Source organism: Pseudonocardia sp. NPDC049635 (assembly GCF_040659795.1).
Classification (GTDB): Bacteria; Actinomycetota; Actinomycetes; order Mycobacteriales; family Pseudonocardiaceae; genus Pseudonocardia.
On the sequence record NZ_JBFAON010000006.1, the window covers coordinates 195,578 to 208,951 of the forward strand.

The 13,374-nt window shown below is 71.8% G+C and carries 14 protein-coding genes, 7 tRNA genes and 2 pseudogenes; 12 read left to right on the plus strand and 11 right to left on the minus strand.

All coding sequences use genetic code 11. The annotated features are described in order from the left end of the window. Positions 1 to 83: 83 nt before the first annotated feature. Entirely contained in the window at positions 84 to 974 is an 891-nt protein-coding gene (locus AB0J24_RS10530; protein ID WP_358678605.1) for an SMP-30/gluconolactonase/LRE family protein, read from the minus strand. Between the two features lie 104 nt (positions 975 to 1,078). Here AB0J24_RS10530 and AB0J24_RS10535 point away from each other — a divergent pair, with 104 nt between their 5' ends. Then, positions 1,079 to 1,720, plus strand: coding sequence for a TetR/AcrR family transcriptional regulator (locus AB0J24_RS10535; protein ID WP_358678608.1), 642 nt, complete (start codon positions 1,079 to 1,081; stop codon positions 1,718 to 1,720). A 20-nt stretch (positions 1,721 to 1,740) separates the two neighbouring features. Here AB0J24_RS10535 and AB0J24_RS10540 read toward each other — a convergent pair whose 3' ends face one another. The 8 genes from AB0J24_RS10540 to AB0J24_RS10575 form a co-directional block, all read right to left on the minus strand. Further along, positions 1,741 to 2,742, minus strand: coding sequence for an LLM class flavin-dependent oxidoreductase (locus AB0J24_RS10540; RefSeq protein ID WP_358678611.1), 1,002 nt, complete (start codon positions 2,740 to 2,742; stop codon positions 1,741 to 1,743). 158 nt (positions 2,743 to 2,900) lie between these two features. After that, positions 2,901 to 2,975, minus strand: a tRNA-Val gene (locus AB0J24_RS10545). A gap of 1 nt (position 2,976) precedes the next feature. After that, a tRNA-Cys gene (locus tag AB0J24_RS10550) sits at positions 2,977 to 3,048 on the minus strand. A gap of 29 nt (positions 3,049 to 3,077) precedes the next feature. Then, positions 3,078 to 3,150: transfer RNA gene (locus tag AB0J24_RS10555), tRNA-Gly, on the minus strand. Between the two features lie 136 nt (positions 3,151 to 3,286). Further along, a tRNA-Val gene (locus tag AB0J24_RS10560) sits at positions 3,287 to 3,361 on the minus strand. A gap of 1 nt (position 3,362) precedes the next feature. After that, positions 3,363 to 3,434 (minus strand) — tRNA-Cys (locus AB0J24_RS10565). A gap of 24 nt (positions 3,435 to 3,458) precedes the next feature. Then, a tRNA-Gly gene (locus AB0J24_RS10570) sits at positions 3,459 to 3,531 on the minus strand. A gap of 147 nt (positions 3,532 to 3,678) precedes the next feature. Continuing rightward, positions 3,679 to 4,107 carry an SsgA family sporulation/cell division regulator gene (locus AB0J24_RS10575; protein WP_358678614.1) on the minus strand — a complete coding sequence of 143 codons (429 nt, stop codon included), beginning with the start codon at positions 4,105 to 4,107 and terminating at the stop codon, positions 3,679 to 3,681. An 800-nt stretch (positions 4,108 to 4,907) separates the two neighbouring features. On the opposite strand from AB0J24_RS10575, the gene AB0J24_RS10580 reads away from it, so the two are divergent. From AB0J24_RS10580 to AB0J24_RS10620, 9 genes and pseudogenes are all read left to right on the plus strand, one after another. Further along, on the plus strand, positions 4,908 to 5,315 hold the full coding sequence (locus AB0J24_RS10580; protein WP_358678617.1) for a TIGR02611 family protein: 408 nt from the start codon (positions 4,908 to 4,910) through the stop codon (positions 5,313 to 5,315). 61 nt (positions 5,316 to 5,376) lie between these two features. Then, positions 5,377 to 5,448: transfer RNA gene (locus tag AB0J24_RS10585), tRNA-Val, on the plus strand. Between the two features lie 650 nt (positions 5,449 to 6,098). After that, positions 6,099 to 6,302, plus strand: a complete 204-nt coding sequence (locus tag AB0J24_RS10590) for a transposase (protein WP_358678620.1) — start codon at positions 6,099 to 6,101, stop codon at positions 6,300 to 6,302. 627 nt (positions 6,303 to 6,929) lie between these two features. Beyond that, positions 6,930 to 7,151, plus strand: coding sequence for a hypothetical protein (locus tag AB0J24_RS10595; protein ID WP_358678623.1), 222 nt, complete (start codon positions 6,930 to 6,932; stop codon positions 7,149 to 7,151). After that, entirely contained in the window at positions 7,148 to 7,786 is a 639-nt protein-coding gene (locus tag AB0J24_RS10600) for a VC0807 family protein (RefSeq protein ID WP_358678626.1), read from the plus strand. Before AB0J24_RS10595 ends, AB0J24_RS10600 begins: the two co-directional genes overlap by 4 nt. A gap of 83 nt (positions 7,787 to 7,869) precedes the next feature. Further along, positions 7,870 to 8,065: pseudogene (locus AB0J24_RS10605) on the plus strand (hypothetical protein); the annotation flags it as partial. 336 nt (positions 8,066 to 8,401) lie between these two features. Further along, positions 8,402 to 8,542: pseudogene (locus AB0J24_RS10610) on the plus strand (ANTAR domain-containing protein); the annotation flags it as partial. Between the two features lie 170 nt (positions 8,543 to 8,712). Continuing rightward, positions 8,713 to 9,345: a HEAT repeat domain-containing protein gene (locus tag AB0J24_RS10615; protein WP_358678629.1), complete on the plus strand. Its 633-nt coding sequence runs from the start codon at positions 8,713 to 8,715 to the stop codon at positions 9,343 to 9,345. Between the two features lie 7 nt (positions 9,346 to 9,352). Continuing rightward, positions 9,353 to 10,354: a MerR family transcriptional regulator gene (locus tag AB0J24_RS10620; RefSeq protein ID WP_358678632.1), complete on the plus strand. Its 1,002-nt coding sequence runs from the start codon at positions 9,353 to 9,355 to the stop codon at positions 10,352 to 10,354. 27 nt (positions 10,355 to 10,381) lie between these two features. Here the strand turns inward: AB0J24_RS10620 and AB0J24_RS10625 are convergent, their stop codons facing one another. Beyond that, entirely contained in the window at positions 10,382 to 11,254 is an 873-nt protein-coding gene (locus AB0J24_RS10625) for a DMT family transporter (RefSeq protein WP_358678767.1), read from the minus strand. A 112-nt stretch (positions 11,255 to 11,366) separates the two neighbouring features. Between AB0J24_RS10625 and AB0J24_RS10630 the strand changes: the two genes are divergently transcribed. Both AB0J24_RS10630 and AB0J24_RS10635 read left to right on the plus strand, forming a co-directional pair. Next, on the plus strand, positions 11,367 to 11,891 hold the full coding sequence (locus tag AB0J24_RS10630; RefSeq protein WP_358678635.1) for an Lrp/AsnC family transcriptional regulator: 525 nt from the start codon (positions 11,367 to 11,369) through the stop codon (positions 11,889 to 11,891). Positions 11,892 to 11,907: 16 nt separating this feature from the next. Beyond that, positions 11,908 to 12,936 carry an LLM class flavin-dependent oxidoreductase gene (locus AB0J24_RS10635; protein WP_358678638.1) on the plus strand — a complete coding sequence of 343 codons (1,029 nt, stop codon included), beginning with the start codon at positions 11,908 to 11,910 and terminating at the stop codon, positions 12,934 to 12,936. 5 nt (positions 12,937 to 12,941) lie between these two features. On the opposite strand, the gene AB0J24_RS10640 is transcribed toward AB0J24_RS10635, so the two are convergent. Then, positions 12,942 to 13,316, minus strand: a complete 375-nt coding sequence (locus AB0J24_RS10640; protein WP_358678641.1) for a hypothetical protein — start codon at positions 13,314 to 13,316, stop codon at positions 12,942 to 12,944. Positions 13,317 to 13,374 lie beyond the last annotated feature (58 nt).

Genomic DNA, 13,374 nt, shown 5'->3' on the forward strand with positions numbered 1-13,374 from the left:
GGCCGGTCCGCGCGGCGGCCCCCCCCCAGCCCTCGCCGGGGGGGGGCCGCGCGGCCGCCCGCCCCCCCCCCCGACACAGCAGCTCAGGGGGTTCCGCCGTGCCCGACGTCCACCCGCACCGCGATCACGGCGGCCTCGCGGGCGGTGCGGCGGGCCTGCTCGTGGAAGTCCGGCGCGACGCTGGCGAACAGGGTCCTGCCGTCGGCTCCGCCCAGCATGCAGGCGAACACACCGGTCCCGGTGTCGATCGAGTCGACGATCTCGCCGCCCTCGCGGACCCGGATCAGCCGGGCGTTGAGCGCATCCGCGACCCACAGGGCCCCCTCGGCGTCCAGGCCGCAACCGTCCGGTGCGACCGAGATCTGGCCGAGTGCCTTCTCGACGTCGCGGTCCGGCAGCTCGCCGAACGACGCCCACACCCGCCGGTCGGTCAGGGAACCGTCCGCGGCGATGTCGAACGCGGTGATCCGGTTGCCGAACGTCTCGCCGACCAGCAGGGTGCCGTCGTCGGTGATCACGCTGCCGTTGGGGAACCACAGGTCGTCGGCGACGACGGCGACCGAACCGTCCGGATCGACCCGCACCAGCGATGCGGTCTGCAGCGGCGCACCACCCATCAGGTCGAACCCGAAGTTGCCCGCGTAGGCACGTCCCTGGGCGTCGACGACCATGTCGTTGAGGTGTCCACCGGTGTGCGCCGAGACGTCGGCGTGGGTGACCAGGGTGCCGTCGTGCTCGCGGCGGAGCACCCGCGCGTCGCGCATGGAGACCACGAGCAGCCGCCCGTCGGGCAACCAGCCGATCCCGGAGGGCTGTTGCGGCACCTCGGCCTCGAGGCGTTGGTCACTGCCGTCCTCGGCGACCGATAGCACGCGGTGGGTGTAGAAATCGACGAACCACAGGCGGTCGTCGTGCCAGCGGGGGCATTCGGTGTAGGTCAGGCCGCTGACGATGGTCGTGATCTCACGGGTCATGGGGTTCCTCCGGCGGCGACGAGCGCAGATGACTAAGCGCATAGTCAGTGGGGCTGTGAGATGTGTCAAGGAACATGCTGTTCAGGTGCGGTGGAGGGAGTGGCATGACGCGTGACGTCGTGGATCCGGTGACGGAGCTGTGGGGCGACGATCTCGCGCCGGTCGCTCGGACGCTGCTCACCTCGGCCGTGCACTGTTTCGCGAAGCGGGGTTTCACCGGTACGACCACCCGGGACGTCTCCACCGGCGCGGGGCTGAGCCCGGCGGCGCTCTACGTGCATTTCCGCTCCAAGGAGGACGTGCTGTTCGAGATCACCCGGCGCGGCCACCTGCGGGCCCTGGAGGCCCTCGCGGTGCCCGGGGAGACGGCGAGGCCCGACGGCCCGCCGGCCCGGTTGCGGGCGGTCATGTCGCGGTTCGTCGCCTGGCACGCTCGCCACCACGTGGCGGCGCGGGTGTGCCAGTACGAGCTGTCGGCGTTGAGCCCCGAGCATCTCGACGAGATCGTCACGATCCGCCGGGAGTTCCCGGAGCTGTTCCGCTCGGTGATCACCGAGGGCGTCGACCGGGGCGAGTTCGCCCCGGTCGACGCCGGCCGGGTGGTGCGGGCCCTGCTCTCGCTGGGGGTCGATCTCGTCCGGTGGTACCGGCCGGACGGCCCGGACTCGCCGGAACAACTCGGCCGGTTCTACGCCGATCTCGCGGTGAGCATGGTCTCCGCGGTGCCCGGCCCGCCGGCGGGCTGAGACCCGGCCGAGGGGTCGGTTTAGACGGTCGCGACGGCGCGGGCCGCGTCGAGGAACCGCTCCAGCTCGGTGCGGGTGTCCGGGCCACAGGGCTGGAAGACGATCTCGGTGACGCCCCGGGCCCCGAGCTCCTCGATCTTGCGCCGGACCTCGTCCCGGGTACCGCTGATGGTCGCGTCGCGCAGCAGCGCGTGCCCGCCCGCGGTCCAGGCGGCGCGATCGGCGTCGTTGAGTTCGACGCAGTGGCCCGCGTGCACCGCCAGGTGCCGCTCGTCCTCCGCCCTCCGCTCGACGGTCGCCATCCAGGCGTCGCCGCCGGGAAGCGCGCGGACCGCGTCGGGTCCGCCGAACTCGTAGGCGCCGTGGTAGGCGAGCGCCCAGCCGGGGCCGCCCGCGGCGCGGACGCGTTCGGTGTCGACCGGCTCGTCGTCGTCCAGCACGGTGCCCCACACCAGGAACGCCGCCCACGGGTGGTCCTTCATGAACTCCGGGGCCTGCAGCGTGGCGTACAGGCCGTCGCCGAGCTCGCGAGCGACCGCGTCACCCTTGGGGCCGAGTGCGCCGACGAGCACCGGGACGTCGACCGGGCGGGCGGGGGAGTGGCCGTCGGGGTGCAGCATCTGCATCCGGGCGCCCTCCCATTCGACGACCTCGCCGCGGAGCAGGCCGCGGAAGGCACGGATGTAGGCGTCCATGAAGGCCCACGTGATCGCCCGGTAGCCCATCGCGCGCCGACCGGTGAACCCGGTGCCGAACGAGACCGCCACCCGGCCGGGGGCGAGAGCGGCGAGCGTGGCGGTGGCTGCCGCGTTCACCATGGGGTGTCGCAGGCTCGGGACCAGGACGCCGGGGCCGAGCCCGATCCGCCCGGTCCGCTCGGCGGCCAGCGCCAGGGTCATCCACACGTCCGGGCTCTGCTGCGGGGTGTCGTAGACCCAGGCCCGGTCGTATCCCAGCTCCTCCGCCAGCGCGATGTCGTCCGGCGAGCTCAGGCTCGTCGGGAAGGCGCACGACACCTCCATCGGTGTCCTCCGTTCACGTCGTCGTGTCCCGCGTCACAGCCGCTTACTAAGCGCATAGTCACCGGCCGGTCCGGCGGTGTCAAGCGGCCTGCGGAGCGGTGACCCCGAACATGCGAGAACCCCCTGACCGACCGTGTCGATCAGGGGGTTCTCCCTGGTGGTGCGCGATACTGGGATTGAACCAGTGACCCCTACCGTGTCAAGGTAGTGCTCTCCCGCTGAGCTAATCGCGCGAGGCGGCGGCGGGAATCGAACCCGCGTACAGGGCTTTGCAGGCCCTTGCCTAAGCCACTCGGCCACGCCGCCGGATTCCCGACTCGTTCCGAGACCGGCCGAGCGGACGACGGGACTCGAACCCGCGACCCTCACCTTGGCAAGGTGATGCGCTACCAGCTGCGCTACGTCCGCATCGCACCGTTCCCCGGTGCGTTGGAGAGAACACTAGCGCACGGTCCGTGCTGGCCTGCGAGGGGGGTGGGTCAAGATCGTCGTGCCGGGTCCGGGAACGACGAAGTCCCCGGACCGTGGGGCCCGGGGACTTCGATGGTGCGCGATACTGGGATTGAACCAGTGACCCCTACCGTGTCAAGGTAGTGCTCTCCCGCTGAGCTAATCGCGCGAGGCGGAGGCGGGAATCGAACCCGCGTACAGGGCTTTGCAGGCCCTTGCCTCAGCCACTCGGCCACTCCGCCGGAATCGTGGAGTGACTTCCTCCGAGCGGACGACGGGACTCGAACCCGCGACCCTCACCTTGGCAAGGTGATGCGCTACCAGCTGCGCTACGTCCGCACGAGCACCGCATCTCCGGCCGGAACCGGTCCACGGTGCGGTGAGAGAACACTAGCACCCGCCCCGAGGAGGCGTCCGCCCCCTCTCCGGCACCGGATGTCCTCTCAGGCGCGGAGCTCGGCTCCGCCCGGTGCCGGGGTGCGTCGATCAGTCCCGGGCGGTCGTGTCGAGCAGGTCCGCGAGCGCGGCGTCGAAGTCGAGCCACGAGTACTCGGCGGCGGCCGGGACGGCGTCGTAGGTCGCCTGCAGGAACTCCGAGAGGGTCTGCGCCGCGGTGGTGAACAACGCGTGCCCGGACGGCGAGGTGAGCTCGAGCTCGATCCGGGTCGGGTCGTCACTCATGGGCTGCACCCGCACGTCACCGGTGCCGGCCGAGTCGACCAGGCCGTCGGCGAGCAGGTCGCGGGCGAAGACCCAGTCCACGGTGGTGTCGTGTCCGGTCCGGAACGAGGCCTGGACGGCGTAGGGGTCGCGGCTCGTGTAGGACAGTTCGACCTTCACGGGCACGACCGGCGCGTCCGGAGCGATGAGCTCGAACATGGCCGTCGCCCGGATCGTCTTGGACTCGTCGCGCATCGGTCATCCTCTTTCGTGGGGCGTTGCGTGGGGCGTCAGTCGGGAGAACGAGCAAGCGACCCTCGGGGTGACGGGTCCGGCGCGCATCAACGTGGATCACCACGGGATGACGCCCGATCGAGTCACACCGGTGTAACTCCCCGCTGCGTGGACACGGCTGAACGGGCCCTCCGCCGTCCTGGCGTGTGAGGCCGACGGCGGGTCGCGACTACTCTCGCCGGAGTCCGGATCCCTCGGGATCCCGGCCCCCCGGGTTGTCCGGCGCCCGTGCCGTGCGCCGCGGCCGGCTCGCCGCGACGGTGCCGACGCTGCCCGTCCGGGCAACGGATCGTGGCCGGGGAGTCGACCGCACCGGGTGAGCTCCGCAACCGGTTCGGGCGGCGGCCGTCACCGTCGGCGCCACGGATCCGCGCGCACGGGGCCCGGCCGCGGACGTCGTCGCCCCGGGGTGGGCCGGTCCGGTGCGTCCGGCACCTCGCGCAGTGGCGCGAGGTCGACGGACGACCGTCGGGACCTTCGTCATCCGGTCGGGGGCCGGAGGACCGTTGTCAGTAGCATCGGTCGACGGAGCGGCGTGCAGGACGTGCGCCGTCTCGCCGGAGCACGGAAGGGGTTCCCCTTCCGGATCACATGTCAGTCGCGGCCGGGCAGGTGGGGACCTGAGTACGACGGAGCAGAACGACACCGGGGTCCCGGCGGCGGGGCCGCGGCCGCGCCGCCGCTACACCGGAATCCGCAGGTGGTTCCGGCGGACGAAGGTCCGCTATCGGGCCTTCCGGGCGGAGGTCGCCGGCAGACCGGTGCTCGACCTGAGCTACCGGATCACCGCGGGCGTGCTCGGCACCGCGATCGTGATCCTCGGGATCATCGCGCTCCCGGCGCCCGGCCCCGGCTGGGCGATCATCTTCCTCGGCCTCGGCGTGCTCGCCGCCGAGTTCAGGTGGGCGAAGCGTCTGCTGCACTGGGTCCGCGTCCGATACGACGCCTGGGTGGCCTGGATGCACCGGCGGGCCCGGCCGGTCCAGTTGCTGGTGATGACACTGATCCTGGGCCTCGTCGCCGTGTGTGCCTGGCTGGTCGGAGTGTTCGACACCGTCGGCGGGTGGGTCGGGATCGACTGGGCCTGGCTGGAGTCACCGTTCAAGCCGATGATGGCGCCGCCGCCCCCGGCCGCGCCGCCGCCGGACGTCGTGCCCGAGGTGCGGTGATCACTACCGACCCCCCGTGGGGGGCTGGGATGCGGCTGTGTAAAGTACGAGACACCGCTGAGGGCGATTAGCTCAGGGGGAGAGCGCTTCGTTCACACCGAAGAGGTCACTGGTTCGATCCCAGTATCGCCCACAGTCAAAACCCCTGGTCGCAGGCTCGACGAGCCGGATGTGGCCAGGGGTTTTCGTCGTTCTCGGGTGTGCTGCCTGTCGAACTGCCTGACTATCGCTCTTCCCCCGGGGAACAGGTCGTTCGTCGCCGTGGCGCCGTCGTCGATCACGGGACGGATCTGCTTGCGGTAGACGAGTTCGGTGACCGAGCTGCCGACCGTGTGGCCGATGAGCCGCGATCTGGTCGAGGGTCATGCCGCTGTCCGACAGCAGGGACGCGAAGCTGTGCCGCAGCCCGCGGGGCGTCCACTCGGTAGGGGTGCGGCGCGGTCTGGAACGAGGTTTCGGTGACCGCGGAGCGCAGCAGCAGCGCGACCTGGGCGACATGCGACGCCATCCCCGCCCCATCAGCGGTCACGACAACCGGTGGGCCTGCTTGTGCTCTGCACCTGGAGAGCGTCTCCTCGGCTGCGGCGACAGGGTCTTCAGCAAGCCCTGTCTTACCTGGTCATGAGGCACTTTCGATTCGGGGTCCTGATCATCGCCCACGCTCATGAAGAGCCGGGCCTAGTTTGGCTGGCTCGTGTCGGTATGAAGTGACACCTCCTGGCCGGACGCCTCCAGACTTGGCAGTAGCCGAGGAGGAGGACGCGCGATGGGGCGTCGAGGTAAGTGCCTCGAGGAGTCCCGCCGCAACGCCGCAGAGCTGGCTCTCGACGGGGGCGTTCGGCTCGCGACGTGGCTCGCGAGCTCGGGGTGAACCACGAGGCCCTGCGCAACTGGGTCGAGGCCCTGCACCGGGAACGGCGCGACGGGCCCGCGGCGGTCAACGGGGAAAAGCGTGCCGAGCTGGCCCGGCTGCGGCGCCACCCTTGACGCCGACGAGGTCACTGCTCCGATCCCTGTATCGCCCACGCAGGTCAGAGGCCCAATCCGACGCCGTCGGGTTGGGCCTCAGTCGTTCCCGAGGAACATGGAGAACCATTCCCGGATCACGGCAGCACCGCCGTTGCGCCCGTCGGCCCGTCGTCCGGCTCGTCGTCATCCGGGCCGTCCGCGCCGAGCACCGAGCCGCCCGGGGCTTCGGGGGCCGGTCGCGGGTCGGCCCCGCTCCGCTCGTCCGTCGGCGGTCCGGTCGAGCAGGGTCGGTGCGTCCTCGGGCGGGTGGGCGACGATCAGCGGACGTGCTCGTCGGGATCTTGCCCCTGCCGTGGCGACGCGAGCATCCAGTGACGCAGCTCGTCGCGGCCCTCGTCGGTGACGGCGTAGGTCCTGTGTGCCGCGAGCGGTGAGCTTCGCGAGCTCGGGTGCACGCTGGCGCGTCCGGCCTGCAGGGCGCAGCGACGAAGGTCGCCGTCGAACATCCGGGCCAGGTCGTGCCCGGTGGCAAGGGTGCAGCGATCAGTCCGAACAGAATGCGCGGAAGGGTCCTCCGCGCCCCTGGGTTCCACTACTGACATGACAATCTTGACAGGTCAATATCGACACGTGACGCTGGTGTGCATGACGACCACCAGCGATCTCCGGCCCTGTCTGCAGGGCCACCCCGCACCTGTACCCGCCGAGTCGAACACCGTGACCCGGGACGGGCGGGACTGCCAACTGCTGGTGCTCGACGCGACCGGCGCCGCAGGCCCACCGGTCGCGCGCGTCGAACCGCGCCCGGTGGTGCTCGCCGGATCCCACGGGTCGTGGATCCCCGACGCGGGGAGTCAGCGGCCGTGAACGTCGCCGACGACCCGCCCACCACCGACCGCGCGGGCGGGTCGCTGATCATGCTGCGCGGGTTACTGCTCGACGTCGGGCTCCCGGTGGCCGGCTACTACCTGCTGCACCTGTTCGGTGCCAGCGACTGGCTGGCGCTGCTCGTCGCCTCCGGGCTCGCAGCCACACGGGTGGCCTGGTCCGCGCTGCGCAACCGGACCCTCAACGCGTTCGCCCTGATCATGCTGCTGGTGTGCGGTATCGGCCTCACGTTGGCGCTGCTCACCGGGGACCCACGCACGCTGCTGCTGCGCACCTCGTTCATCACCGCGGCCGTGGGCGTGGTGTTCCTGGTGACGGCGGCCCGCGGGCGCCGCCCACTCACCCTGGCCGCGACGCAGAGCTTCGATCCCGCACGCGCCGCGCAGGCCGCCCACGAGTACGCGACCAGCCCGGCGGCCCGCCGCGCCCACCGGCTCCTGTCCACGGTCTGGGGCGTCGGCCTGCTGATCGAGGCACTCGCCCGGATACCTCTGGTCTACCTGCTCCCGATCCCGGTTGCGGTCGGGCTCACCGAGGCACTCACCGTGATCGTGCTGGTCGGGATCGTGGGATGGACCGCCTGGTACAGCCGGCGCCTGCGCGGCGCCGGCTGACCGCGGCCGAGGAGGCGCACCCGCGTGGCGGTCGGCGGAGTGCGTGCCCGCCGGTCCGGCGGTGCGGAGCCGAACTCGATCCGGGACACCTGCGCGGCCACTACGCCATTCGCAGCCTGATGGACGACGCCCGTCCATCACGGCGGCCACGACCCCGATCGCGCAGGCATCACCGCATCGCTACGCACCGTCCGCCGCACGCATCGCCTGCTCGGCGACCACCGCGATCCCGCCGCGGGACGACACCGGCCGGCGTTCCTGCCGTGCGAACGCCCATGAGTCGCAGCCCGAGCGGCCAGGGGGCCGGGCACACCGATCAGGACGGTGGTCAGGTTTGTGCCTCGACACGGTGGGTGCCCCTCGGATGCGGTCGCCGACCGCTCAGAGAGTAGGAACCGGTCCCACATCCAGTGACGTCGGATCTTGTCGAACCCGTTGTTCATGTGCCTCCTTGGCCGCCGAGCCACCGGCGGAAGGCAGAACGCCGTACATGCCGCTTCGGCTCTGCCGCACCGCGGCACGAACCTCGTGCCGGCCGGAGGCTCCATGCCCTCGCACCCTGACCGCGACCTGCTGAGCTCACTGGCTCGCGCAGCGTCCGACCTGCTCACACGGCGGTCACTGCGCGACCTCATCGGGCAGGCCAAGGGCATCCTGATGGAACGGTTCGACGTCGACGACCAGACGGCCTTCCAGATGCTGGTCCGCTCGTCGCAGGACACGAACGTGAAGCTCATCGACGTCGCCCGCTGGTTGACCGGCAACCGCCGGGAGTCCCGGGGCCGGCCCGGTGCGGAGGCGCACAGCGAGGTGTTCCGTGAGCTGCCGCGAAGGGAGCCGGTGACGCTCCGGGTGCACCGTTCCGATCAGCACCCTTGACCTTCACACCGTGACAACGTCTTCGATCGGTGCCGGAGGTGGTCGAGATGACCGAGCCCGAAGCCCGCACCACGTCGGAGCGCCTGCAGGCCGCGCTCACCGCGGGAACCCACCCGGATCCACGCCAGGTCGAGGTGTTGGTCCAGCGCTGTGCCGTGGAACCGGACTTCTACGTGCGCGACATGCTGACGTGGGCGCTGACCCGGCACGACCGGTCGGCGACGGTGCCGCTGCTGCTGCGGGAGCTCGACTCGGAGATCCCGCAGGCCCGCAGCCAGGCACTGCACACCCTGTCCAAGATCGGTGACGAGCGTGCCTGGCAGGCGATCACGCCCACGCTCCTGCGCGACACCGACGACGAGGTCGCCCGAACGGCCTGGCGCGCCGCTGCCGGCCTCGTGCCCGAGGGCGGCGAACCACACCTGGCCGAGACCCTGGCCACCCAGTTCGCCCGCGGTGACCGGGAGGTGCGGCGGAGCCTGAGTCGGGCGTTCGCGATGCTCGGTGCGGCGGCGGCACCGGTGGTGGAGCGCGCGACCACCGCACCGGATCCGGAGGTCCGTGCGCACGCGATCGCCACGGAACAGATCATGCAGAATCCCGAGACGGGGTTCGAGGCCGCGCTCGCGGAGGCACGCCGGGTCGTCGCGTTGCGTGGGGCCCCGCTCGTCGAGGGGTGATCACGCGGTGCTGATCGGAGAGGTCTCCCGGCGCTCGGGGATCAGCGCCCGGATGCTGCGCCACTACGACGCGATCGGGCTGGTGTCGCCGACCGGTCGCACCGGGGGCGGATACCGGCGGTACTCCGAGGACGACGTGCGCCGGCTCTTCCACGTCGAGGGCCTGCGCACCCTCGGGATGAGCCTGCAGGGCATCGCGGACGTGCTCGACGGCGTCTCGTTCGACCCGGGCGCGATCGTCGAGCACCTGATCGAACGGACCAGGGACCGGCTGGCCAGGGACGAGGAGCTGTTGGGCAGACTGGAGCGGGTCCGGGCGAGCGACCCGGCAGCCTGGTCCGACGTGCTGCGCACGATCGGCCTGATGCGGGGCCTGGAGGTGGACGACCCGTCGTCCCGCCAGCGGCTGGCCCTGTCCCTCACCGGGCAGGACGAGCGCGACGCGGTGCTGCTGGCGGAGGCGGTGCTGGGCGAGTCCGACCCGACGGTCGCGGGTGCGTTGGTCTGGGCGCTCGCCCGCGCCGGGGACGCCGGCGTCCGGGTCGTCGCCACCGCCCTGGACTCGCCGGACACCGACCGGCGGCACCGTGCGCTGGGAGCACTGATGAAGATCGGTTCGCCGCAGGCGCTGGCGGCCGTCGCCGAGGCGTTCCGGCACGCGGATCCGGTGGTGCGGGGCAGGGCGGCGATCGTGCGCGGCACGCTCGGCGGGGCCGACGCCCTCCCCGCGCTCGTCGCGCTGGTCGTCGAGGGCCGGGACGACGTGGAGGCGGCCGACGCGCTCGGGCTCCTCGCCTCCCGGTACGACCGGGCCGAGGGGGTCGTCCGGGCGCTCGCCGACGAGATCGCAGGCCGTACCGGAGCCACCCGGTTGCGGCTGGTGTCGGCGTTGGCCGACATCCCCGGACCGGAGGCGGAGGCCGTACTGGACTCGCTCTCGGCCGACCCCGACCGTCAGGTGTCGCTCACTGCGGCGCACCTGCTGCGGGTCCGGCGGGGTCAGGGCTGAGGCCGCCGAGGCCCTGGCCCGGGCGGCCTACCTGCTCGCCTGCTGTTCAGCGGCAGCGGGGACGCGGGTGGCCAGCCAGGCGCCGACGAGTACCAGGATCGTCCCGCCCACCGTCCGCGGACCGACCGGTTCGGCCAGTACGACTGCACCTGCCACGACGGCCACCACCGGCGCGACGTAGGTGATGAGCGCTGCGCGGTCGGGACCTGCGACGGCGATCAACCGGAAGAACGCCACGAAGCCGCCGGGTGTCGTGACCAGACCGAGTACCGCGAGGGCCGCCCATCCTGCCGCGGACGGTGCCGGCAACGGCTCGACGAGCACCGCCGTCACCGTCAGCACCGGGGCGGCGAGCATCAGCACGGCAGCCACCACCGGAATCGCCGGGAGATCGCCGAACCAGCGGCTCACCAGAACCGCGCCCACCGCATAGAACGCTGCCGCGGCGACCAACAGCCCGACACCGGGGCCCGGCCCCTCCACCCCGAGCAGCACGACCACGCCTGCGAAACCGACCACGATCCCGATCACCGCGGCGGGACCGGGTCGGGCCCTCGTGCCGAGAACGAGCCCGACCACCAGCACGAACAGCGGTTCCGTCGCGATCAGCACCCCGGACGTGCCCGACGAGACGGTCTGTCCGCCGAGCGGGATCAGGCTGAACGGGACCACGACCTCGACGAGAGCGAGTACCGCGAGCCGCCCCCACCGACCCCGCACCGGGGCCGCGTGGCGGCCGCGGAACGCCAGCGGCAGCAGCACCGCCAGGGCCAACAGCACGCGTGCGGCCGCCGTGGACAGCGGCCCGACCCCGTCCCGCAGCAGGACGCCGATGAGAAGGTACGGCACACCCCACAGCACGGACACCACGACGAACAAGGCCCAGCACCGGCCGTCCATCCTCGTCACGACGCGGAAGGTTAGGCAGGGCGTCCGCGGCATCGAAGGCACTTCGGAAGGCCCAGCGGAGAAAAACTTGCCGTTCGGACGGCCGAGCGCTCGGATCGGGTCCATGACGCAACTGGACGCCGTCGATCGGCACCTTCTCGCGCTCCTGCAGGACGACGCCCGGCTCGGTTACCGCGAGCTGGGCCGCACGGTCGGTATGAGCCCACCCGCCGTAGCGGCCCGGGTGCGCCGGCTGGAGCACAACGGCGTGATCACCGGGTACAGCGCGCGCGTCGATCCGATCGCCGCCGGGCACGAGGTTCACGCCTTCGTCGTCGTGACGACGGCCGGGCGCCGCCAGTCACTGGACCTCGCCCGTCTAGCGGCCGAGCGGCCCACCGTGCTGGAGGACCACCGGGTCACCGGCACCGAGGACCACGTCCTGCGCGTGGTCGCACCGCGCATCCGGGACCTGGAACCGCTGATCGACGACCTGAACGGGCTCGGGAAGCCCGCGACGTCGATCATCCTCTCCTCGCCCACGCCGTGGGCGCCGGTGCCCCCGCCCGCTCCGGGCGTCGGCTCGCCACCCGTCCCGACCCGGCCGGCAGCCCCCGCGCGCCGGTCCCGGAATAGGGGAGTCCGGTGACGGGGTTACTTGCACCATGAAGAAGATTGGGTTCCTGTCCTTCGGGCACTGGTCCCCGTCCATGCAGTCGCAGGTGCGTTCGGCGTCGGACGCGCTGCTGCAGTCGATCGAGCTGGCCGTGGCCGCGGAGGAGCTCGGCGCCGACGGCGCCTACTTCCGGGTGCACCACTTCGCCCGTCAGCTCGCGTCCCCGTTCCCGTTGCTCGCGGCGGCCGCTGCCCGGACCAGCCGGATCGAGCTCGGCACCGGTGTGATCGACATGCGTTACGAGAACCCGCTGTACATGGCCGAGGACGCCGGGGCCGCCGACCTGATCTCCGGTGGCCGTCTCCAGCTGGGGCTCAGCCGCGGGTCGCCGGAACAGGTGATCGACGGGTTCCGCTACTTCGGGTTCGAGCCGCCCGAGGGCACGACGGACGCGGACATGGCGCGCGAGCACACCCGGGCGTTCGTCGAGGCGATCGGTGGCGAGGGTTTCGCCCGGCCGAACCCCCGGCCGATGTTCCCGAACCCGCCAGGGCTGCTGCGGATCGAGCCGCACTCGCCGGGCCTGCGGGACCGGATCTGGTGGGGAGCCGGCAGCCGGGCGACGGCGGAGTGGGCGGCCCAGCGGGGCATGAACCTGATGAGTTCGACCCTGCTCACCGAGGACACCGGCGTTCCGTTCCACCAGCTGCAGGCCGAGCAGATCCGGCGTTTCCGGGAGGCGTGGGCCGCGGCCGGGCACCGGCGTGAGCCCCGGGTGTCGGTGAGCCGCAGCATCTTCCCGATCGTCAACGATCTGGACCGGCAGCTGTTCTGGCGTGATCGGCACAGCACCGACCAGGTCGGTCACATCGACGGCGGCGAGGCCCGGTTCGGGCGGACCTACGCCGGCGAGCCGGACAAGCTCGTCGCGGAGCTGGCCGAGGACGAGGCGATCGCCGCAGCGGACACGGTGCTGCTCACGGTGCCCAACCAGCTGGGGGTCGACTACAACGCGCACGTGATCGAGAGCGTGCTCACCCACCTGGCCCCCGAGCTGGGCTGGCGGGACGGCGCGTAGAACCGTCAGCCGAGCGCGACCAGCAGCGCGAGGACGGACATGACGATCAGCAGCGGCGTCATCACCAGCCGCTCGCTGCGGGACGGGGAGATCGCGTTCGGGATCGTGTTGAGGACGAGGAAACCGAACACCACCCACATGCCGATCCGGGAGGCATCTGCCGGGTACACCGCGATCACCCCGGCCCGGTCCAGGGCGAGCGTCCCCATCAGCGCGTAGACGGCGACCGAGAGCGCCGCCGCGACGCGCAGCCCCACCGGGAGCACCCCCGGGTGCCGCCCGCCGAAGGTGAACCGGCCGAGCGGAGCACCGAGCGCGAGGGCGATCTGGAAGACGGCGAGGACCGCGAGGACGGCGACGAGCAGCAGCGCGGGGAGCACGGCGCGATGCTATCGGGTGGGCGCCACCCCCCTTTCCGGTGAGAATTGCGGGACCGTA

Bases quoted from the DNA above. Each gene is read 5' to 3' on its own strand.
- AB0J24_RS10530 (WP_358678605.1), bottom strand. From the start codon at position 974: ATGACCCGTGAGATCACGACCATCGTCAGCGGCCTGACCTACACCGAA.
- AB0J24_RS10535 (WP_358678608.1), top strand. From the start codon at position 1,079: ATGACGCGTGACGTCGTGGATCCGGTGACGGAGCTGTGGGGCGACGAT.
- AB0J24_RS10540 (WP_358678611.1), bottom strand. From the start codon at position 2,742: ATGGAGGTGTCGTGCGCCTTCCCGACGAGCCTGAGCTCGCCGGACGAC.
- AB0J24_RS10575 (WP_358678614.1), bottom strand. From the start codon at position 4,107: ATGCGCGACGAGTCCAAGACGATCCGGGCGACGGCCATGTTCGAGCTC.
- AB0J24_RS10595 (WP_358678623.1), top strand. From the start codon at position 6,930: ATGACGACCACCAGCGATCTCCGGCCCTGTCTGCAGGGCCACCCCGCA.
- AB0J24_RS10615 (WP_358678629.1), top strand. From the start codon at position 8,713: ATGACCGAGCCCGAAGCCCGCACCACGTCGGAGCGCCTGCAGGCCGCG.
- AB0J24_RS10625 (WP_358678767.1), bottom strand. From the start codon at position 11,254: ATGGACGGCCGGTGCTGGGCCTTGTTCGTCGTGGTGTCCGTGCTGTGG.
- AB0J24_RS10630 (WP_358678635.1), top strand. From the start codon at position 11,367: ATGACGCAACTGGACGCCGTCGATCGGCACCTTCTCGCGCTCCTGCAG.
- AB0J24_RS10635 (WP_358678638.1), top strand. From the start codon at position 11,908: ATGAAGAAGATTGGGTTCCTGTCCTTCGGGCACTGGTCCCCGTCCATG.